Here is a 20,529-nt window from a genome sequence, read left to right on the forward strand (position 1 = left end):
AGGGTTAATCCTGTACAGCCGTCATAGTAAGTAAGTAATATGACATGTTCGTGACAGTGGGCAAAACTTTCACGATCCCAGTTGCTTGACCAGATGCTGGTGCAAATTGAAGGCTTTGCCTCGGCCGCTGACCTTTGCGTAGCCCCCATTGGGCAGGGCGCGCCAGGCCAGCTGGTTATCGCGCAAGGCGTAAGTAAAGGCTTCGTTGATGACGCGTTTTTTCAGCGTTTTGTCGAGTATGGGGAAAGCAAGCTCGACACGCCGGAAAAAATTACGGTCCATCCAGTCCGCAGAGGACAAATACACGTTCTCCGCCCCATTATTATAGAAATAAAACACGCGTGAATGCTCCAGGAACTGGCCGACGATGGACCGCACCCGGATATTCTCGGACAGGCCCGGCACGCCGGCGCGCAGCGCGCACGCCCCGCGAATGATCAGGTCTATCTTGACGCCCGCCGCGCTCGCCTTGTACAGGGCGTCGATAATGACGGGTTCGAGCAGCGAATTCATCTTGGCCATGATGCGTGCCTTCTTGCCCGCCTTGGCATGGGCCGCCTCGCTGCGGATCAGGGCCACCATGGTTTCATGCAGGGTAAAAGGCGACTGCAGCAGCAACTTCAGCGGCCGCCGCGCGCCCAGCCCCGTCAGCAAGGAAAACACCTTGTCCATGTCCTCGCACATTTTCTGATCGGCGGTCAACAGGCCGAAATCGGTATAGAGCCTGGCGGTCCGGGGATGATAGTTACCGGTGCCCAGATGGCCATAACGGCGAATATGCCCTTTTTCGCGCCGCAGCACCAGGGCCATCTTGGCATGGGTTTTATGCCCCACCACCCCGTAGCTGACATGGGCGCCGACCTCTTCCAGCTTGGCCGCCCAATTGATGTTGGTCTGTTCGTCGAACCGGGCCATGAGCTCGACCACCACCGTCACCTCTTTGCCCGCCTTGGCCGCCGCCAGCAGCAGACGCATGAGCTCGGAGTCCTCGCCCGTGCGGTAAATGGTCTGCTTGATCGCCACGACGGCCGGATCCAGGGCCGCGGCCGTAAGAAAGCTCAGCACCGGCTGGAAAGACTGGTAGGGATGGTGCAGCAGTTGGTCCTGCTGGGCAATCGCCGCAAACATCGACTCGGGGTCATCGCCCGCCTGGTCGAACGGCGCGGGCATTTTGGGGCGGTGATCGGGAAACAGCAGCTCGGGCCGGTCGACCACATTGCACAACTGCATCAGCCGCGACAAATTCACCGGCCCGCTGACCCGATAGGTATCCTGCGGCTGCAGCATGAATTCCTGCTGAAGGAAGGCTTCCAGGTCGGGCGGCATGAACTGATCGATTTCCAGCCGGACCGCAGCGCCGAAATTGCGCTGCGACAGTTCGCCCTGCAGCGCCTGGCGCAGATTGGTGATTTCTTCCTCATCGACGAAAAGGTCGCTGTTGCGGGTCACGCGCCACTGGTAGACCCCCTTGACATCCAGGCCCGGGAAAAGCTCGCCGACAAAAGTGCTGATCAATGCCGTCAACAAAATGTAACCATGGGGCATGCCGGCGATGTCGGCCGGCACCTTCATGACCCGAGGCAGTGCGCGGGGAGCCTGGACGATGGCGATCGACGCGCTGCGGCCAAACGCATCCTGCCCGGACAAGGCCACGATGAAGTTCAGGCTCTTGTTGTAGACCCGGGGAAAGGGATGCGCCGGATCCAGCCCGATGGGGGTCAGCATGGGCATGACCTCGCGCTCGAAGCCCGCGTGCGCCCATGCGTGCAGCTCCTCGCCCCAGTCAGCCGGCTCGATCAAGGCAATGCCGTGCGCCTTGAGCTTGGGCAGCACCTGGTTGGTCAGCAGGCTGTTCTGACGGTCCACCAGCTCATGCGTGGCCAGTTGGACCCGTTCGAACGCTTCGCCCGGCGTGTAGCCGTCGACACCGACCACGTTGGGCGTCTGGCGCTGCTGCTCCTTCAAGCTGGAAATCCTGATCTCGAAAAACTCATCCAGGTTGGAACTGACGATGCACAGGTAGCGCAAGCGCTCCAGCAAGGGCGTATTGCGGTTTTCAGCCATGGCCAGCACCCGCTCGTTGAACTTGAGCAAGGACAATTCCCGATTCAATAAGGTGGGATCAGACGATGAAGGAAGCATATAGGCGCCCATAAGAAAGGAGACAACGTTTTACTTCATTTTTATTACCGTTATATGACGCCCGGCCAAAATTCAGCAAACAGTGTCAATACTGGCAATATGCCAGTTTTTGCAGCCTTTTTGGGGCGTTTGAATGCCGCCGCGCCCGCCGCCGGGCGCTGGGTCCTTATAATTCACCGGTATTCACCCGAGTTTATCCAATATGGACCACCTACTTGCCGCAGTCGATCTAGGCTCAAACAGCTTCCGACTTTCAATCGGACGCGTCGTGCAACAAGATGGCAAGGCACAAATCTACGCCATCGATCGCCTCAAGGAATCGGTCCGGCTGGCTGCGGGCCTGGGCGATGACAAAGTCATCGACGAAGAAGCCATCCAGCGCGCCATTACGGTGCTCAAGCGCTTTGGCGAACGGCTTCAGGGCTTCCATCCCAACCGAGTGCGCGCCGTCGCCACAAACACCTTCCGGGTGGCCCGCAATGTGGATGAGATACTGCCCCGCGCGGAAGCGGCCCTGGGCTTTCCGATCGAGGTGATTGCCGGCCAGGAAGAAGCGCGGCTTATCTTTTCGGGCATTACCAACGAACTGCCGCCCTCCGACAATCGCCGCCTCATGATCGATATCGGCGGCGGGTCCACCGAAGTCATTATCGGCAAGGGTTTCAAGCCGCTGCACATGTCGTCGCTCTATATGGGCTGTGTCAGCTATACGCGGCGGTTCTTCCCGGATGGCCGTATTACCGAAGCGCGCATGCAAGAGGCCCAGATCGCGGCGCGCCGCGAGCTTGAAGGCATATCCCGGCAGTATCGGAAAACGGGCTGGCAAGAGGCCTACGGGTCCTCGGGCACCGCCAAGGGCCTGCTGGCCGTCCTGCAAGAAGGCGGGATGTCCAAAAAAGGCATCACGCTGGACGGCCTGGAAAAGCTCAAGGACAAGCTCGTGCGCGACGGCAAGGTCATCATGAGCGAGCTGCCGGGCTTGAAACATGACCGCTCCCTGGTGCTGTCGGGCGGCCTGGCCATCATGATGGCAGCGTTCAAGGAACTCAAGATCGACAACATGGCGCCCGGCGAAGGCGCATTGCGCGTAGGGGTGCTCTACGATCTGCTGGGCCGCGACTCCGAACACGACAAGCGCGACGAAACAGCCCGCCAGTTCGTCAAACGCTATCATGTCGACCTGCGCCAGTCGGAACGCGTCAAGCGGATCGCCCTGGCGTTCTTTGCCCAGCTCGGCCTGCCGGACGCCCCCGAGACGCAGGAACTTGAACGCACGCTGGGATGGGCGGCGGACCTGCACGAAATCGGCATCAGTATTGCCCATGCCGAATACCACAAGCACAGCGCCTACATTCTCGAGCATGCCGACATGCCGGGTTTTTCCCGGGACGATCAGCTCTTGCTGGCCAGGCTGGCGCTTGGACACCAGGGAAAAATCAGCAAACTTCCGGTGCACGAGCCTACGCGCAGTAAATGGCTGACCCTGTTGTGCCTGCGGCTGGCCGTATTGCTTTCACGCCGCCGCGAAGACAAGGAAAACCCGCCCGTATCCTTGAGCGCCAACGGCAAAAACGTAACCGTTAGCGTCAATAAAAAATGGCTGGATGCACACCCGCTGTCGGAATACTCGCTGCAGGGGGAAAAGCGCGAATGGGACAAAGCGGGCTTTGAGCTCGAGCTGCTGACGCATTAGGCCCGGCCTGCCCGGACGGGCAGCTGTGCGATGGATACAACGGCTATTCCATGCCGAAATGGCGGCGATAGCGGGCATCCATGTGCGTGATGTCAAGCAGAACCGGGAAGTCGGCAGTATTGAAGTCGGGGTCCCAGGCCGGCTCGCCGCAAATGGCGGCGCCCAGCTTCAGATACCCTTTGATCAGCGGCGGCATACGGGCCGGCAAGACGCTGTCCAGGCGCTCGACCGGATAGCGGTAGCGCGGCACGACCCGGGGCAGATCGGGGCTGCCGGCCATGGATGTGCGGGCGGTGCGCCATACTTCGGCGGCGGTGACGCCATCGTCGCGCAAGCTGACGCTGGCACAGCCCAGCACATAGCGAAAGCCATACTGCTGGACCAGGCCGGCAATGCCGGACCACAGCAGCATGATGACCGATCCGTTGCGGTAATCGGCGTGGGTGCACGAGCGCCCGACCTCGACGACCTCGCCATACAAGGCGCCCAGGCCGGATAGATCGAACTCTGTTTCGGAATAGTAGCCGCCCGCCTTGCGGGCATTGGCGGGCGTCAGCAAACGGTAGGTGCCCACCACAAGCCCCGTGCCGAGCTCCTTGACCATAAGATGCTCGCACCACGGATCGTAGCGGTCCGCATCCAGGCCATCGACGGCATCCGGAAACACGGCGTTCATTTCGTCGGTGAAAACGTTGTAGCGCAGGCGCTGTATGGACTCAAGCTCTTCGTTGGTGCGCGCAAGCCCCAGGACAAAGCCCGATGCCCTGGGGGTGGGCCAGTTTGGACCGGCCGCGGCTTCTGGCTGAATACGTGCAAGCTCTAACATACGTGTAACTCCGTAAACGTTCTGCCATTATGAGCCCGGAATGTTGCAAGTATTTTATGCCGACGTTACGCGTTTGTTAAATCCACCGCCACTAATTGCCGGACGCCTTCTTCGGCCAGCGCTTCGTCTTCAGCCTCGACCATCAGGCGCAGCTTGGGTTCGGTGCCCGAGGCGCGTATCAAAACACGCCCTCGGCCATCGAGCATGTGCTCAACTTTCTGGCGGGCAGCCTGCAAGCCGGGGTGATCCTGCCACTGCACACCCGGGGCCAGCGGCACATTCACCATCTTCTGCGGATACATTTTCAGGCCGGATATCAGCCCGCTCAGGCTCGCGCCGCTGCGGCTCATGGCGGTCAGTACCTGCAAGGCGGCAATAATGCCGTCCCCGGTCGTATGGCAGTCCAGGCACAGCAAATGGCCCGAGCTCTCGCCGCCGTACAGCCAGCCGCGATTCTGCATGCCTTCCAGCACATAGCGGTCGCCCACGTTGGCCCGCTCGAAACCCACCCCGAGCGCCTCCATCTGTTTTTCAAAACCCAGATTGGTCATCAGGGTCCCGACCACGCCATCGACCTTGCCTTGCGTCATGCGGTCGCGCACGATGGCATACAGCAGCTCGTCGCCGTTAAACAGGCGTCCGGAGCCATCGACCATCTGCAGCCGATCGGCATCGCCGTCCAGCGCGATGCCCAGGTCGGCGCCCCGTGCCTGCACCTCGGCAACGAGCCGCTCGGGGTGCATGGCGCCCACGCCTTCATTGATATTGAAACCATCAGGCTGGCAGCCTATGGCGAATACTTCCGCCCCCAGCTCGCGAAACACGTGGGGGGCCACTTGATAGGCGGCGCCGTGGGCGGCATCCACCACGATGGACAGGCCGGACAAGTCCAGCTCATTGGGAAAAGTGCTTTTGCAAAATTCGATATAGCGCCCGGCCGCATCGTCGATACGGCGTGCCCGGCCCAATGCCGCCGATCCGACGCAACCCAGAGGCTCGTGAATCGCGGCTTCGATCTCGGCTTCAATTTCGTCGGGCAGCTTCATGCCCTGAGCCGAGAAGAACTTGATGCCGTTGTCCTGAAAAGGATTGTGCGACGCACTGATCACAATACCCGCAACCAGCCGCAATGCCCGCGTCAGGTAGGCTACCGCGGGCGTGGGAACCGGCCCGGCCAGCAGAACATCGATGCCGGCGGCGGACAAGCCCGCCTCGAGCGCTGATTCCAGCATATAGCCCGATATGCGCGTGTCCTTGCCGATCACCACAGCGGGCCGGCCGCGCCCAGGATGCTTGCGCGCCAGCACACGCCCGGCCGCATAGCCCAGGCGAAGCGCAAATTCGGCATTGATCGTTGGGCCGCCTACTTCACCGCGCACCCCGTCGGTGCCGAAATATTTGCGTTCAGTCATAAGAAACTCCGTGTTCAATTGCATGCCACACTTTTATGGCGTCCACCGTTGCTGCCACATCGTGCACCCGGACGATGCGCGCGCCGCGCGCCACGCCCGCCAGCGCTGCCGCCACACTGCCCGGCACACGTTCCGCGGGCGCACGGCCGGTGACATGTCCGATCATGGATTTGCGCGACAGGCCGACCAGCCAGGGATATGCCTGGCTGTCGAGTTGATGCAAATTTCGTAATAAAAAGTAATTTTGTTGCGGGGTCTTGCCGAAGCCGAAGCCGGGGTCCAGGACAATCCGGCGCCGATCGACACCTGCCGCGCGCAGCGCCGCCACGCGCTCATGCAGGAAATGCTCGACGTCATGCACGATATCATCGTACTGCGGGGCCTGTTGCATGGTCTTGGGCTCGCCCTGCATATGCATGACGCACAGGCCGCAGCGCGACCCCGCCACCGCGTCCAGCGCGCCGGGACGGCGAAAACCGTAAATGTCGTTGATCATGTCGGCGCCGGCCTCGAGCACGCTACGCATGACTTCGGGCTTGAACGTATCGACCGACAGCGGCACGCCGGCATCGCGCAGCCCTGCGATCACAGGCAGTATCCGCTGCAGTTCCTCTTGGGCCGAGACCGGATCGGCGCCGGGCCGGGTCGATTCGCCGCCGATATCCAGGATGTCGGCGCCCTGCTCTATCAGCAGCCTGGCGTGGACGATGGCCTGCTCAGGCCTGAAATGCTGGGCGCCGTCGGAGAAAGAGTCGGGGGTGACATTGACGATCCCCATCATTAATGGGCGCTCGAGATCGAGCTCGAAGCGCCCACAAAGTAGAGTAGAGCCCATTGACGTGCTGTTGAGCCCTATACAGGGGTTGCCGCCGCGTTGCCACCCGCCGACGACAACCCGGTTGGCGGGGTGTGATCGGACGTATCGTTGGGCGCCGGCGTTTGCGGCGCACGGGGCGGACGCCCTTCCATGATGTCCTGGATCTGGTCGGCGTCGATGGTTTCCCACTCGAGCAAGGCCGCCGTCATCGCTTCCATCTTGTCGCGATTGTCTTCGATGAGCTTGCGGGCAATGGTGTATTGCTCGTCGATGATGGCACGAATCTCGTGATCGACCTTCTGCATGGTGGCTTCAGAGACATGCGTGGTTTTGGTCACGCTGCGGCCCAGGAAGACTTCGCCTTCGTTTTCGGCGTACACAACAGGCCCCAGGGAGTCGGTCATGCCGTAGCGCGTGACGATGTCGCGCGCAATGGCCGTGGCACGCTCGAAGTCGTTGGATGCGCCCGTCGTCATTTGATTCATGAAGACTTCTTCGGCGATGCGCCCGCCGAACAACACCGCAATGGTGTTGAGCAGGCGTTCTTTATCCATGCTGTAGCGGTCGCCTTCAGGCAACTGCATGGTGACGCCCAGTGCGCGGCCACGCGGGATGATGGTGACCTTGTGGACCGGATCGGTCTTGGGCAGCAGGCGCGCCACCAGCGCATGGCCGGACTCATGGTAGGCGGTGTTGCGGCGCTCTTCTTCGGGCATGATGAGCGAACGGCGCTCGGCACCCATGATGATCTTGTCCTTGGCCTTTTCGAAGTCGCTCATTTCGACCGTGCGGCCATTGCGCCGCGCCGCGAACAAGGCGGCTTCGTTCACCAGATTGGCCAGATCGGCCCCCGAGAACCCGGGCGTGCCGCGCGCCAGGACCAGCGCATCGACGTTGGTGGCCAGCGGCACTTTGCGCATGTGCACTTTAAGGATTTGCTCGCGGCCGCGGATGTCGGGCAGGGAAACCACGACCTGGCGGTCGAAGCGGCCCGGGCGCAGCAGCGCCGGGTCGAGTACGTCGGGACGGTTGGTGGCCGCAATGACCAGTACGCCCTGGCCGGTTTCAAAGCCGTCCATTTCGACCAGCAATTGATTCAGGGTTTGCTCGCGTTCATCGTTGCCGCCGCCCAGCCCCGCGCCGCGTTGACGGCCCACGGCATCGATTTCGTCGATGAAGATGATGCAAGGCGCCTGCTTCTTGGCGTTTTCAAACATGTCGCGCACACGGGCGGCGCCCACGCCGACGAACATTTCGACGAAGTCGGAACCCGAAATGCTGAAGAACGGTACTTTTGCCTCGCCCGCAATGGCCTTGGCCAGCAGGGTTTTACCCGTACCCGGCGAGCCGACCATGAGCACGCCGCGCGGAATGCGGCCGCCCAGGCGCTGGAACTTGGTGGGATCGCGCAGGAAGTCGACCAGTTCCTGGACGTCTTCCTTGGCTTCGTCGCAGCCGGCGACGTCGGCAAAGGTGACGTGATTGGTGTTTTCATCGAGCATGCGGGCGCGCGACTTGCCGAAGCTGAATGCCCCGCCCTTGCCGCCGCCCTGCATTTGACGCATGAAGAAGATCCAGACCCCGATCAGCAGAAGCATGGGGAACCAGGAAATGAACAGGCTGGTCAGGAAGGATGGTTCTTCGCGCGCCTTGCCGGACACCTGCACCCCGGACTTGACCAGTTCAGGCACCATCCAGAGGTCGCCTGGCGAGGTCAGGCTGTACGGCCGGCCGGCATCGGGCGTGACATACAGCGTATCGCCCTGAATATCGACCTTGTTGATGCGCCCAGCCTGTGCATCGCTCATGAACTGGGTGTAGGTCACGGTTTCGGTCGTGGTCGCGCGCCCGTCGAACTGCTTGAATACAGTGAACAGGACCAGCGCGATCACCATCCAGATCGCAACCTTGGAAAACGAGTTGTTCAAAGCCAACCTCCTACTTGTAACTTCGGCTTGCCAGACTTCCGCAATAACGGCAGCAAAACAAGTATGTCAATAACTCATTCTACCTGAGATAGAGCGAATCATGTTTTAAGAAATCCTACGGCTTTAGACGACGCGCCACCAGGAATGTTTCAGACGACTTGTCACGGGACGCCTTGGGTTTGCGCTCGACCACTCGCTGGAAGTGGCGCTTGAACGATTCCACAATTTGTGAAAAGCCGCTGCCGTGAAATGCCTTGACGATCAGCGCCCCTTCGGGCTTGAGATGCTGGCAGGCAAAGTCCAGCGCCAAATCGCACACATGCTGAATTCTAGCTGAATCTGCCGAACCCACACCGGACAAGTTGGGGGCCATGTCGGAAATAACAAGATCCACCCGGGCATCGCCGAGCAGTTCTTTCAGTTGTTCCAGCACGGCGTCTTCGCGGAAATCGCCCTGGATGAACTCGACGCCGGCAACGGGCTCCATGGGGAGCATATCCAGCGCAATGATGCGGCCCTGCACGACGCCGCCCGCCCCGGCCAGCCGTTCACGGGCCACCTGCGACCAACTGCCGGGGGCGGAACCCAGATCGACCACGACATCGCCCTGCCTGAGCAGTTTTTCGGCATCGAGTATTTCGGTGAGCTTGAACGCCGCCCTGGCCCGATACCCTTTTTGTTGCGCCATTTTGACGTAAGGGTCATTTATATGCTGCATAACCCATTCTTTTGAGAATTTTTTTTTGGCCATTCCCGTACAATCTCATTATGCCAAAACTCGACATTACTTCCCAAGAGCGTAGCGCACTGCGCGCTGCCGCCCACCCTTTGCGTCCCGTCGTGCTGATTGGCGACCGAGGCCTGTCTGATTCAGTACTTAAAGAAATCGACCTTAACCTGAATGCCCACCAGTTGATCAAGGTCCGTATTGCGGGCGAAGAGCGCGAAGCGCGCAACGCCATGCTGGAAACCATCTGCGACACGCTGTCGTGCGCACTGGTTCACCATCTGGGCAAAACACTGATCATCTATCGCCCCGATACCGCCGCCCAAAAAGCCAAGGCCGAGGCCGAAAACGCCACCCGCGCCGTACGCAAGCCGACGGAACCCCACACCCCGAAAAAACAGGCGGCCCAGGGCGTTACCCGCACGCGCCGCACTGAAAAAGCCAAGCGCGCAAGCCAGAAAGCCGAAAGGCCCGAAACAGCAGCCCCACGCGCGCGCCGGGCGGGCGCCGCGGCCGCCGAACGCCCGGCTCACGGTATTCCGCGCCGTGCCGGCAGCGCCTTGTCGCTGCGCGCCGGCGCCCGGCGCAGTGGCGCCCGTACCGGCAAACGCTAGCGGCTTGCGCCGGCGGCGGCCTGCCGGCCGATCAAAGCGCCCAAATTATAAAGCCCATCGCATTCCTGCGTATGGGCTTTGTTCATTGCATGCTGTCCAGCACCCGCCTTGCGCATTTTACATGCGCATCCGGGCCACGGCTGTTTCTACCGATAGCTGACGTTAAGCACTTCGTATTCGCGAATACCCGCCGGGGCCTTGACCTCGACGACATCGCCTTCGCCGCGGCCGATCAGCGCCCGGGCAACCGGACTGGAGACGGAAATCAGGTTGGAGCGGATATCGGCCTCGACGTCGCCCACGATCTGGTAGGTGACGCGCTCGCCCGACTCAAGGTCCTCGATCTCGACCGTGGCGCCGAATACGGCCTTGCCCTCGACATCGAGCGTGGACGGGTCGATGATCTGGGCGTTGGACAAGGTGCCTTCCAGTTCCTGGATGCGGCCCTCGACAAAAGCCTGGCGCTCGCGCGCGGCATCATATTCGGCATTTTCGGAGAGATCGCCCTGGGCGCGGGCCTCGGCGATGGCATTAATGACTTCCGGACGCTCGATAGTTTTCAAACGATGTAATTCTGCTTGCAGGCGCTCAGCGCCGCGTGCTGTCAACGGTATCGCAGACATAGGTATTCCTGAGTAAAAAGTAAAAAGACGCTCCCCACAAAGGAGCGCCTAATAAAATCGTTGCCTGGGCGGGAGATTCACCGCCCGGTGAGTTGAACTAAAGGAATCGCTGGGTTGTTATAGCTGTAAACAGGGATTAGGTCTAGCTCAAAATAAAACCCCGGCCTGGACACAAACCGGGGATATGCGTCTATTGTCGGCAAAGTTGGCGAAAATTGCAAGCCGCCGTGTTAAATACAGGCTCACGGCGGGTTTGACTTATTTTTGCCGTGTCAGCATGGTTGAAAACAAACGCATGCCGGCCGTGCATAAACGATCATCATACGCGCGGCGCCGACCCTTTGCGCAGCAAGGCGTACAGGATGATCGCCCCGAAGGTGGCGGTGCCGATGCCGTCGAGCTTGAAAGCGCCGAACTGGACCGAGAAATTGCCCGCGCCCAGCACCAGCGTGACGGCGGCAACGATAAGATTGCGGTTATCGCTGAAATCGACCTGGTTCACCACCCAGATGCGGGCGCCGGCCACGGCGATCAAGCCAAACACCACCACCGACATGCCGCCCAGCACAGGCCCCGGTATGGTTTGAATCAAGGCCCCGAACTTGGGTGAAAAACCCAACAGAATGGCGATGCAGGCAGCCACCACAAACACCAGGGTCGAGTAGATGCGGGTCACGGTCATGACGCCGATATTTTCGGCGTAAGTGGTGACGCCCGTGCCGCCCACCGCGCCCGACACCATGGTGGCCACGCCGTCGCCCACGAAGGCACGGCCCAGATAGCGGTCCAGGTTCTGCCCCGTCATGGCGCTGACGGCCTTGATGTGGCCCAGGTTCTCGGCCACCAGGATGATGGCCACGGGCACGATCACGCTCATGGCGTGCAGCTCGAACACAGGCGCCGCAAACCGAGGCAGCCCGACCCAGGCGGCGTTGGCCACGCCGCTGAAATCGATGGGCTTGCCCCAGCCCAGGCCATTGGCCAGCACAGCGTAAATGACGCAGGCGAGCAGCAGGCCGACCAGAATCAGCAGGCGCTGGGCCGTGCCGCGCGCATAGACGGCGACCCCGCCGACGCACAACACGGTCATCAAGGCCATCAAGGCATCGAAGGTCGAGCCGCCCATCGCCCCTTTGGCCGCGATAGGCGCCAGGTTCAGACCGATGACGGCAACGATGGCGCCCGTTACCACCGGAGGCATCCAGTTATTGATCCATTGGGCGCCGCCCCCCGACCGGGCATTCACCCACCAAACGACCAGGCCGATCAGCGTATAGACGAAACCGCAGGCGATGATGGCCCCCAGGGCGACCCCGATGTTGCCGTTGGCGCCCGCACCGGCGTAGCCGGTGACAGCGATCACGCCGCCGATAAAGGCGAAGCTGGACCCCAGGTAGCTGGGGACCCTGCCGCGCACGAAGCAGAAAAAGATCAGGGTGCCGATACCGGACATCAGAATCGCCACATTGGCATCGAAGCCCATCAGCAAAGGGGCCAGAATCGTGGATCCGAACATGGCCACGACGTGCTGCGCGCCCATGGCAATGTTTTGCGGCCACGACATGCATTCGTCGGGCTGCACGACGGCGCCGCTGGCACCGCCCTGTACTTTGCGCCAGCGGGGAAAATAGGTGTTGGACATGGGGAAATACGCCTTTTTATTAAAATTGGAGCTTTGCTGAGGCGAAAGTGTACGGTTACGGTAGGCGAAACCGCAACATAATTCCTATACTCTTGGTTTACGCACAATCTGGCGGCTTGGTCCGCAGCAGCGATATTCCCGATATGAATACGACTCGATTCTGGCTGATCCGGCATGGCGAAACCCAATGGAATGCCGAAAGGCGCCTTCAGGGCAGCCTGGATATTCCCTTGAACGCCGCAGGCATCCTGCAGGCGGAGCGCCTGGGGCAATACCTGCGCTCGCCGTCATTCGATGCGCGCATCGACGTTCTGATCAGCAGCGATCTGGGCCGCGCCTATGCCACCGCGGTGGCGGCCGCCAGCCATTTCGGCCTGTCCATCGAACGCAGCCCGCAACTGCGCGAGCGCTGCTATGGGGTCTACGAGGGGCAGGACTGGGCCAGCCTGGAAAGCCTGCGCGCCCTGAACTTTCGCGATCCGGAACAGGCGGTCGAACAGGGCGAAACCTTGCCGGTCTTTGCGCAGCGGATCGTCAATGCATTCGAAGAGCTGGCGCAGCGCCATCGCGGCCGCAACATCATGGTGTTTTCGCACGGCGGCGTCATCGACATTGCCTGGCGCAAAACAAGCGGGGTGGCGCTGGACGCTCCCCGGCATGCCCCCATCATGAACGCCAGCATCAATCAGTTCGCCATCAGCGAAGACCGCCTCTGGAGCGCCCACGCCTGGGGCCAGACCACGCACCTGGAAGATGCCGCGCTGGACGATGTCATATAGACCGCCCCCGGCTTGAGACCCCGCGCCCCTGGGACGGCGTGCCAGGCCTGGTGGAACAGCCGGGAGCGAAGCGGGATTATTTATGCCTGCCGGGGCTTGCGCTTGCGCCTGACGGCAAAATAGTCATACAGCGGGTCGGGCACCACGCGGAGCAATCGGGCCACCCAGCCCATCTGCCACGGAATGACCCGGTACGAAACACCCTGGTCTATGGCGCGCAGCGCGGCGGCGGCAAATCGGCCAACCGGCATCAGGAAAGGCATTTTGTAAGGATTGTGCGCCGTCATAGGGGTTTGAATAAACCCCGGCGCCAGCGTCACCACCTTGACGCCTGTCTGGCTCAGTTCGACCCGCAGGCTCTCGCAATAGGTGCGCACGGCCGCCTTGGACGCGCTGTATGCGCCGGCCCCCGGCAAGCCGCGGACCGCCGCCACGCTGGCAACCCCCACCAAACGCCCCTGCCCGCGCTGCTTCATGGCCGCGACAAAGGGCTCGAACGTGGCGACCGTAGCGTTCAGGTTGGTCGCCACGATGGCCTCGAAGACGCGATAGTCGTCCAGCTCTTCGGTCAGCGTACCCACGCTGATCCCGGCGCTGGCAATCACGATGTCGACGGGCCCGCCGTCCAGAAAATCGGCGGCGGCTGCATGCAGCGCGGCCCGGTCGCGCACGTCCAGCGCATAAATCGAATGCCCCGCGCCCGGCAGGCTGTCCGCGACCGCCTGCAAGGCATCGCGGCGGCGGCCCAACAGACCGACCTGGGCGCCTTGCTGCGCATACGACAAAGCCAGCGCGGCACCTATGCCGCTGCTGGCTCCGGTAATGAATACGCGTCGTGGCAACGCGCTGCCTTTATTGCGCAGGCAAGGAGGCGTGCAGGTCTTGCAAGGAATAGACCTTCAGGCCGCTGCCCTGGCGCAAGTACTGCAAGCCCTCTACCGCCGCCCGCGCACCCGCGATGGTGGTAAAGAACGTCACGCGCGCCGCCAGCGAATTGGTGCGTATGGCCCGTGAGTCGGCAATGGCGTTGCGCCGTTCTTCCACCGTGTTGATGACCATGGCGATTTCGCCATTCTTGATCATGTCCACGATGTGCGGACGGCCTTCGGTGACCTTGTTGACGACCTGAACCTGCAGGCCCGCCGCTTCGATGGCCGCGGCGGTGCCGCGCGTGGCAACGATTTTGTAGCCCAGGTCGGACAGCCCGCGGGCCACGTCCACCGCGCGCGGCTTGTCTTGCGCCCGCACACTGATGAATACCGTGCCCGACTCGGGCAGCCAGGCGCTGGCCGCCAGTTGCGACTTCACGAAGGCTTCGCCGAAACTTTCGCCTACGCCCATGACTTCGCCGGTGGACTTCATTTCAGGCCCCAGGATGGTGTCCACGCCCGGGAACTTCACGAAGGGGAACACCGCTTCCTTGACCGAAAAATACGGAGGGACAATTTCTTTGCGTATGCCCTGCTCAGCCAGCGTTTTGCCGGCCATGGCGCGCGCGGCGATCTTGGCCAGTTGCAGGCCCGTGGCCTTGGACACATAAGGCACCGTGCGCGAGGCGCGGGGGTTCACTTCCAGCACGTAGACATCACCGTCCTGAATCGCAAACTGTACGTTCATCAGGCCTTTTACATTCAGGGCGCGCGCCATCAGCGATGTCTGCCGCTTGATCTCGGCAATGGTGTCAGCCGACAAGGAGTACGGCGGCAGGCTGCAGGCCGAGTCGCCCGAGTGCACGCCGGCCTGTTCAATGTGCTCCATGACGCCGCCGATGAACACGACCTCGCCATCGGCCAGGCAGTCGACGTCGACTTCAGTGGCATTGTTCAGGAAGTGGTCCAGCAATACCGGTGAATCGTTGCTGACTTTCACGGCTTCGCGCATGTAGCGCTCGAGATCTTGCTGTTCATGCACGATTTCCATGGCACGCCCGCCCAGCACGTAGCTGGGGCGGACCACCAGCGGGTAGCCGATTTCGGCGGCATGCGCCAGGGCTTCGCCTTCTGTGCGCGCCGTGCGGTTGGGCGGCTGGCGCAAGCCCAGCTTGTTGAGCAGTTTCTGGAAGCGCTCGCGGTCTTCGGCCACGTCGATCGATTCGGGGCTGGTGCCGATAATGGGCACGCCGTTGGCTTCGAGCGCGCGCGCGAGCTTCAATGGCGTCTGGCCGCCGTATTGCACGATCATGCCGACGGGGTTTTCCTTGTGGACGATCTCGAGCACGTCTTCAAGCGTCAGCGGCTCGAAATACAGGCGGTCGGACGTATCGTAGTCGGTGGAAACCGTTTCGGGATTGCAGTTGACCATGATGGTTTCATAGCCATCATCGCGCAGGGCCAGCGCGGCGTGCACGCAGCAATAGTCGAACTCGATGCCCTGGCCGATACGGTTGGGGCCGCCGCCCAGCACGATGATTTTCTTGCGATCGGTGGGCGCGGATTCGCACTCGTCCTCGTACGTGGAATACATATAGGCTGTGCGCGTCGGGAATTCGGCGGCGCAGGTATCCACGCGCTTGTACACCGGACGCACGCCCAGTTGATGGCGCAGCTTGCGCACTTCGCTTTCGGAGGTGTCCAGCAGGAAAGCCAGGCGGCGGTCGGAAAACCCGCGCCGCTTGAGCTGCCAGACCGTGTCGTAGTCGAGGTCGGCCAGCGTCTTTTGCTCGAGCGCGAGTTCGATATCGACGATTTCCTTGATTTGCGCCAGGAACCAGGGATCAATGCTGGTCAGGCTGTGCACTTCATCCAGGCTGAATCCCTGGGCGAACGCATCGCCCACGTACCAGATGCGCTCGGGTCCGGGCTCGCCCAGCTCGATCTGGAGCTTTTCGCGGTCGGTGGTCTTCTGGTTCAGGCCGTCGACCCCGACTTCCAGGCCGCGCAAGGCCTTCTGGAAGGACTCCTGGAAGGTGCGGCCTATGGCCATGACCTCGCCCACGGACTTCATTTGGGTGGTCAGGCGGGAATCGGCCTGCGGGAATTTTTCGAAGGCGAAACGCGGTACCTTGGTGACCACGTAGTCGATGGCGGGCTCGAACGAAGCCGGCGTGGCGCCGCCGGTGATTTCATTCTTGAGCTCGTCCAGCGTATAGCCGACGGCCAGGCGGGCCGCCACCTTGGCAATGGGAAAGCCGGTTGCCTTGGAGGCCAGCGCCGACGAACGCGACACGCGCGGATTCATCTCGATGACGATCATGCGGCCGTTCTGGGGGTTGAGCGCAAACTGCACGTTGGAGCCCCCCGTATCGACGCCGATTTCGCGCAATACCGCGATCGATGCATTACGCATGATCTGGTATTCCTTGTCGGTCAGGGTTTGCGCCGGAGCCACGGTGATGGAATCGCCCGTGTGCACCCCCATGGGGTCCAGGTTTTCGATGGAGCAGATAATGATGCAGTTGTCGGCGCTGTCGCGCACGACTTCCATTTCGTATTCTTTCCAGCCCAGCAGGGATTCTTCGATCAGCAGTTCGTTGGTCGGGGATGCTTCCAGCCCGCGCCGGCAGATGCTTTCGAATTCTTCGCTGTTGTAGGCAATGCCGCCGCCGGAGCCGCCCATGGTGAAACTGGGGCGAATGACGACCGGGAAGCCCGCATTGCCGGCCTCTTCGCCGATGCGGCGCTGCACCGCCCAGGCTTCGTCCATGGAATGCGCCACGCCGGATTTGGCCGATTCGAGGCCGATCTTGGTCATGGCCTGCTTGAATTTCTGGCGGTCTTCCGCCTTTTCGATGGCATGCTCGTTGGCGCCGATCAGTTCGACCCCGTGCTTGGCCAGCACGCCCTGGTGGACCAGGTCGAGCGCGCAGTTCAGCGCGGTCTGGCCGCCCATGGTGGGCAGCAGCGCATCGGGTTTTTCACGCTCGATGATTTTTTCGACGGCCTGCCAGGTAATGGGCTCGATGTAGGTGACATCGGCCGTTTCCGGGTCGGTCATGATGGTGGCCGGGTTGCTATTGACCAGGATGGTGCGATAGCCGTCGGCTTTCAGCGCCTTGCAGGCCTGTGCCCCCGAGTAGTCGAATTCGCAGGCCTGACCAATGATGATCGGGCCCGCGCCGATGATAAGAATGCTTTTTATGTCTGAACGCTTTGGCATGATGCTGAATTATTTTTTTCCGGCCATGAGGCTGATGAATTTGTCGAAGAGCACCACAATGTCATGTGGGCCGGGGCTGGCCTCGGGGTGCCCCTGGAAGCAGAAGGCCGGGGTATCGGTAAGCTCGAAGCCCTGCAGGGTGCCGTCGAATAAAGACACGTGCGTCATGCGGGCATTGGCCGGCAGACTGTCTTTGTCGACGTTGAAGCCGTGATTCTGGCTGGTAATGAACACCCTGCCGGTATCCAGGTCTTGCACCGGATGGTTGGCGCCGTGGTGGCCTGTTTTCATTTTGATGGTTTTGGCGCCCAGGCCCAGCCCCAGGATCTGCTGGCCCAGGCAAATGCCGAACAGCGGGATCTTTTGCTCGAGCGCGGCCTTGCAGGCATCGATGGCATAGTTGCAGGGTTCCGGATCGCCGGGGCCATTCGACAGGAAAATGCCGTCGGGCTTCAGGTCCAGGACATCCTGGACCGGCGTTTGGGCGGGCACCAGCGTAATACGGCAGCCGCGGTCGGCCAGCAGGCGCAAAATATTCGTTTTGATGCCGTAGTCGTAGGCCACGACATGATACGAGGCATCGGAGGGCTGGCTGAAGCCTTTGCCCAGTTGCCAGGTGCCTTCACGCCAGTTGTCGGCGGCCTTGATGGAGACGCCCTTGGCCAGATCCTGGCCCGACATGCCGGGAAAATCCTTGGCCAGCTGCACGGCGCGGCCGACATCGTCGCCCACCAGGATGCAGGCGCCCTGCGCGCCGCCGTCACGCAAAATACGCGTGAGCTTGCGGGTGTCGACCCCTGAAATGGCGACAATGCCTTCCGCCTTCAAGTAGTCGGGCAGCGATTGCGTAGCGCGGAAATTGGACACGCGCAAAGAACAGTCGCGCACCACCAGCCCGGCGGCATGCACACGGTTGGACTCGACGTCTTCTTCGTTGACGCCGGTATTGCCAATGTGCGGATACGTTAAAGTGACGATCTGACCGCTGTAGCTGGGGTCGGTCAGGATTTCCTGGTAGCCTGTCATGGCCGTGTTGAATACGATTTCGGCGACGCAATAACCATCGGCGCCGATAGAGACACCCTTGAAGATGGTACCGTCTGCCAAGGCAAGAATTGCAGAAGGAGCCTGATTGGACCCCTCGGAAAAGAGTGACGGCAGCACTGTAAACCCCGGTTGTAAAGTCGATAATTAAACCTTCTAATTATACATTGAGAAGGCTGCGCCCTGATTGAACGGGCGCAAATGCACAAAGAACGCCGCGCGCGGATCGCCTTGCCCCTTCGGCGCGACGCTCAGCGCTGTAAAAATGATCTACAGTGGCAAGGGTAGGCCCTGGCCCGTTTTGAATGGTGTAAAAACTTATGTCCAACCAGCTTGATTCCCTTCGTCAGTTTACAACCGTGGTGGCCGATACAGGCGACTTCGAGACCATGCGCCGGCATCGGCCCACCGACGCCACGACCAATCCTTCGCTGATCCTCAAAGCCGTGGGGCAAGAAGAAAACCGCCATCTGCTCGACAAGGTGATCGCCGACCACGGCAGCGCGCCGGTCAGCGACCTGGTCGACCAGTTGCTGGTTGCTTTCGGACGCGAAATCCTGGGCATCATTCCCGGGCGGGTATCCACCGAGGTCGACGCCCGCCTGTCCTTCGATACCCAGGCCAGCATCGAGCGTGCCCGCCAGATCATCGAACTGTATGAGCGCGCCGGCATCGCGCGCGAGCGCGTGCTGATCAAGCTGGCCTCGACCTGGGAAGGCATACAGGCGGCCAAGGTGCTGCAGTCAGAGGGCATACGCTGCAATATGACCCTGCTGTTCTGCCTGCCCCAGGCGCTGGCCTGCGCACAGGCCAAGGTACAGTTGATTTCACCCTTTGTGGGGCGGATTTACGATTGGCACAAGAAAGCGGCAGGCGCGCAGTGGGACGAAGCGGCCAACACGGGCGCGGCCGACCCCGGCGTGCAGTCGGTCAGGCGCATTTACGACTATTACAAAGCCTACGACATCCCTACCGAAATCATGGGCGCCAGCTTCCGCAATATCGGCCAGATCCGGGCGCTGGCAGGCTGCGACCTGCTGACCATCAGCCCCGACCTGCTGAACCAGCTATCGGAAAGCACCGAGCCGCTGGAACGCCAATTGGACCCCGGCAGCGCCAAGCGGAATGCACCGGAGTGGCTGGCCAGCAACGAGGTCGCTTTTCGGACCGAATTGAATCAGGACGCCATGGCCACGGAAAAACTGGCCGAAGGCATCAGGGCGTTTGCCGCCGACGGCGTCAAGCTGGATGCCATCATCGCGCAGGCCCGGCAAAAGTGACACACTGCCGGCATGCCTATGCCGGCCAAGCAAACGCCGCCCCACGGGGCGGCGTTGTTCCATGCATTGATCAGGCGCGCAGCCTGCCCGACGCATCGTTATTGCATGGGTCGCATCACAGTTTTTCGGTCTCGCCCGCCTTGGGCTTCCAGGCCAGCAGGCGGTCTTCTACCACGGTGACCAGCCAGTCCAGCAACAGGGCAAATACGGTCAGGACCACAATACCCGCAAACACAGTATTGACGTCCAGCGTACCTTCGGCCTGCAGGATAAGGTAGCCGACGCCGCTGGCTGAACCCAGGTATTCACCCACTACGGCGCCCACGAACGCCAGGCCCACCGACGTATGCAGGCTGGAAAACACCCAACTGGTGGCCGAGGGGATGTACACGTGGCGCAGCAACTGCTTGCGATTCGCCCCCAGCATGCGCGCATTGTCCAGCAGCGTGGAACTGACCTCGCGCACCCCTTGGTACACGTTGAAGAACACAATAAAGAACACCAGGGTGACGGCCAGCGCCACTTTCGACCAGATGCCCAGCCCGAACCACATGCCGAATATGGGCGCCAGAATGACACGCGGCATAGAGTTGGCCGCCGTGATGTAGGGGTCGAGCAAGGCGCTGGCCCCGCGCGACAGGCCCAGCCACAGTCCAAAAGCCAGCCCCGCCACCGTGCCTATCACGAAGGCCAGCACGGTTTCAGTCAGGGTAATGCCCAGGTGCCGGTAGATGTCGGCATTGGTGACGAACCAGGCCCAGATGACGCGAGCCACTTCAACGGGCTGGCCAAAGAAGAAGGCGAAGTTTCGATCGAGTGATAAAAAATGCCAGGCAAGCAGCACAACGACCAGCAGCGAGATCTGCCAGAAACGCATGACGAGTGAGTTGGATTGGTGTTTCGACAT

Annotated in this window: 16 protein-coding genes; 4 read left to right on the plus strand and 12 right to left on the minus strand. The window is 61.4% G+C overall.

Going from position 1 to position 20,529, the window contains the following annotated elements:
* Positions 1–69 precede the first annotated feature (69 nt).
* Positions 70–2,142: a polyphosphate kinase 1 gene (ppk1, locus tag RE432_RS18830; protein WP_310935056.1), complete on the minus strand. Its 2,073-nt coding sequence runs from the start codon at positions 2,140–2,142 to the stop codon at positions 70–72.
* 202 nt (positions 2,143–2,344) lie between these two features.
* On the opposite strand from ppk1, the gene ppx reads away from it, so the two are divergent.
* Complete coding sequence (gene ppx / locus RE432_RS18835) at positions 2,345–3,835, plus strand: exopolyphosphatase (RefSeq protein WP_310935057.1); 1,491 nt, start codon at positions 2,345–2,347, stop codon at positions 3,833–3,835.
* A gap of 43 nt (positions 3,836–3,878) precedes the next feature.
* On the opposite strand, the gene RE432_RS18840 is transcribed toward ppx, so the two are convergent.
* The 5 genes from RE432_RS18840 to RE432_RS18860 all read right to left on the minus strand — a co-directional run bounded on the left by RE432_RS18840 (position 3,879) and on the right by RE432_RS18860 (position 9,569).
* Positions 3,879–4,661: a GNAT family N-acyltransferase gene (locus RE432_RS18840; RefSeq protein ID WP_310935058.1), complete on the minus strand. Its 783-nt coding sequence runs from the start codon at positions 4,659–4,661 to the stop codon at positions 3,879–3,881.
* Positions 4,662–4,726: 65 nt separating this feature from the next.
* Positions 4,727–6,073: a phosphoglucosamine mutase gene (gene glmM, locus RE432_RS18845; RefSeq protein WP_310935059.1), complete on the minus strand. Its 1,347-nt coding sequence runs from the start codon at positions 6,071–6,073 to the stop codon at positions 4,727–4,729.
* The gene (gene folP / locus RE432_RS18850; RefSeq protein WP_310935060.1) at positions 6,066–6,908 is read right to left on the minus strand and encodes a dihydropteroate synthase; all 843 of its coding nucleotides are present in this window, start codon (positions 6,906–6,908) and stop codon (positions 6,066–6,068) included. The genes glmM and folP overlap by 8 nt, the downstream gene beginning before the upstream one ends.
* Positions 6,909–6,925: 17 nt before the next feature.
* A complete protein-coding gene (ftsH, locus tag RE432_RS18855) occupies positions 6,926–8,818 on the minus strand; it encodes an ATP-dependent zinc metalloprotease FtsH (RefSeq protein ID WP_310935061.1) in 1,893 nt (630 codons plus the stop codon).
* 115 nt (positions 8,819–8,933) lie between these two features.
* Entirely contained in the window at positions 8,934–9,569 is a 636-nt protein-coding gene (locus RE432_RS18860; protein WP_310935062.1) for an RlmE family RNA methyltransferase, read from the minus strand.
* Positions 9,570–9,586: 17 nt separating this feature from the next.
* Between RE432_RS18860 and RE432_RS18865 the strand changes: the two genes are divergently transcribed.
* The gene (locus RE432_RS18865) at positions 9,587–10,159 is read left to right on the plus strand and encodes a YhbY family RNA-binding protein (RefSeq protein ID WP_310935063.1); all 573 of its coding nucleotides are present in this window, start codon (positions 9,587–9,589) and stop codon (positions 10,157–10,159) included.
* Between the two features lie 146 nt (positions 10,160–10,305).
* Here the strand turns inward: RE432_RS18865 and greA are convergent, their stop codons facing one another.
* The gene (gene greA / locus RE432_RS18870) at positions 10,306–10,782 is read right to left on the minus strand and encodes a transcription elongation factor GreA (protein WP_310935064.1); all 477 of its coding nucleotides are present in this window, start codon (positions 10,780–10,782) and stop codon (positions 10,306–10,308) included.
* Positions 10,783–11,101: 319 nt separating this feature from the next.
* Positions 11,102–12,424: a solute carrier family 23 protein gene (locus RE432_RS18875; RefSeq protein WP_310935065.1), complete on the minus strand. Its 1,323-nt coding sequence runs from the start codon at positions 12,422–12,424 to the stop codon at positions 11,102–11,104.
* 143 nt (positions 12,425–12,567) lie between these two features.
* On the opposite strand from RE432_RS18875, the gene RE432_RS18880 reads away from it, so the two are divergent.
* Positions 12,568–13,203, plus strand: a complete 636-nt coding sequence (locus RE432_RS18880; RefSeq protein WP_310935066.1) for a histidine phosphatase family protein — start codon at positions 12,568–12,570, stop codon at positions 13,201–13,203.
* An 80-nt stretch (positions 13,204–13,283) separates the two neighbouring features.
* On the opposite strand, the gene RE432_RS18885 is transcribed toward RE432_RS18880, so the two are convergent.
* From RE432_RS18885 to carA, 3 genes are read right to left on the minus strand one after another with little or no spacing between them, the layout of a single operon-like run.
* A complete protein-coding gene (locus RE432_RS18885; protein WP_310935067.1) occupies positions 13,284–14,045 on the minus strand; it encodes an SDR family oxidoreductase in 762 nt (253 codons plus the stop codon).
* Between the two features lie 10 nt (positions 14,046–14,055).
* On the minus strand, positions 14,056–17,298 hold the full coding sequence (gene carB / locus RE432_RS18890; RefSeq protein ID WP_310935068.1) for a carbamoyl-phosphate synthase large subunit: 3,243 nt from the start codon (positions 17,296–17,298) through the stop codon (positions 14,056–14,058).
* A gap of 9 nt (positions 17,299–17,307) precedes the next feature.
* Positions 17,308–18,462: a glutamine-hydrolyzing carbamoyl-phosphate synthase small subunit gene (gene carA / locus RE432_RS18895; protein ID WP_310935069.1), complete on the minus strand. Its 1,155-nt coding sequence runs from the start codon at positions 18,460–18,462 to the stop codon at positions 17,308–17,310.
* Positions 18,463–18,662: 200 nt separating this feature from the next.
* On the opposite strand from carA, the gene tal reads away from it, so the two are divergent.
* Positions 18,663–19,622: a transaldolase gene (tal, locus tag RE432_RS18900; protein WP_310935070.1), complete on the plus strand. Its 960-nt coding sequence runs from the start codon at positions 18,663–18,665 to the stop codon at positions 19,620–19,622.
* Between the two features lie 115 nt (positions 19,623–19,737).
* On the opposite strand, the gene RE432_RS18905 is transcribed toward tal, so the two are convergent.
* On the minus strand, positions 19,738–20,529 hold the full coding sequence (locus RE432_RS18905) for an ABC transporter permease (protein ID WP_310935071.1): 792 nt from the start codon (positions 20,527–20,529) through the stop codon (positions 19,738–19,740).

It is taken from the genome of Pusillimonas sp. SM2304 (assembly GCF_031628915.1).
Classification (GTDB): Bacteria; Pseudomonadota; Gammaproteobacteria; order Burkholderiales; family Burkholderiaceae_B; genus Pusillimonas_C.

Excerpts from the sequence above, each read along its gene's own strand:
- RE432_RS18905 (WP_310935071.1), bottom strand. The coding sequence starts at position 20,529 with ATGTCGAAACACCAATCCAACTCACTCGTCATGCGTTTCTGGCAGATC.
- ppx (WP_310935057.1), top strand. The coding sequence starts at position 2,345 with ATGGACCACCTACTTGCCGCAGTCGATCTAGGCTCAAACAGCTTCCGA.
- carB (WP_310935068.1), bottom strand. The coding sequence starts at position 17,298 with ATGCCAAAGCGTTCAGACATAAAAAGCATTCTTATCATCGGCGCGGGC.
- RE432_RS18860 (WP_310935062.1), bottom strand. The coding sequence starts at position 9,569 with ATGGCCAAAAAAAAATTCTCAAAAGAATGGGTTATGCAGCATATAAAT.
- RE432_RS18840 (WP_310935058.1), bottom strand. The coding sequence starts at position 4,661 with ATGTTAGAGCTTGCACGTATTCAGCCAGAAGCCGCGGCCGGTCCAAAC.
- ppk1 (WP_310935056.1), bottom strand. The coding sequence starts at position 2,142 with ATGCTTCCTTCATCGTCTGATCCCACCTTATTGAATCGGGAATTGTCC.
- glmM (WP_310935059.1), bottom strand. The coding sequence starts at position 6,073 with ATGACTGAACGCAAATATTTCGGCACCGACGGGGTGCGCGGTGAAGTA.
- folP (WP_310935060.1), bottom strand. The coding sequence starts at position 6,908 with ATGGGCTCTACTCTACTTTGTGGGCGCTTCGAGCTCGATCTCGAGCGC.
- RE432_RS18865 (WP_310935063.1), top strand. The coding sequence starts at position 9,587 with ATGCCAAAACTCGACATTACTTCCCAAGAGCGTAGCGCACTGCGCGCT.
- tal (WP_310935070.1), top strand. The coding sequence starts at position 18,663 with ATGTCCAACCAGCTTGATTCCCTTCGTCAGTTTACAACCGTGGTGGCC.
- RE432_RS18880 (WP_310935066.1), top strand. The coding sequence starts at position 12,568 with ATGAATACGACTCGATTCTGGCTGATCCGGCATGGCGAAACCCAATGG.
- RE432_RS18875 (WP_310935065.1), bottom strand. The coding sequence starts at position 12,424 with ATGTCCAACACCTATTTTCCCCGCTGGCGCAAAGTACAGGGCGGTGCC.
- greA (WP_310935064.1), bottom strand. The coding sequence starts at position 10,782 with ATGTCTGCGATACCGTTGACAGCACGCGGCGCTGAGCGCCTGCAAGCA.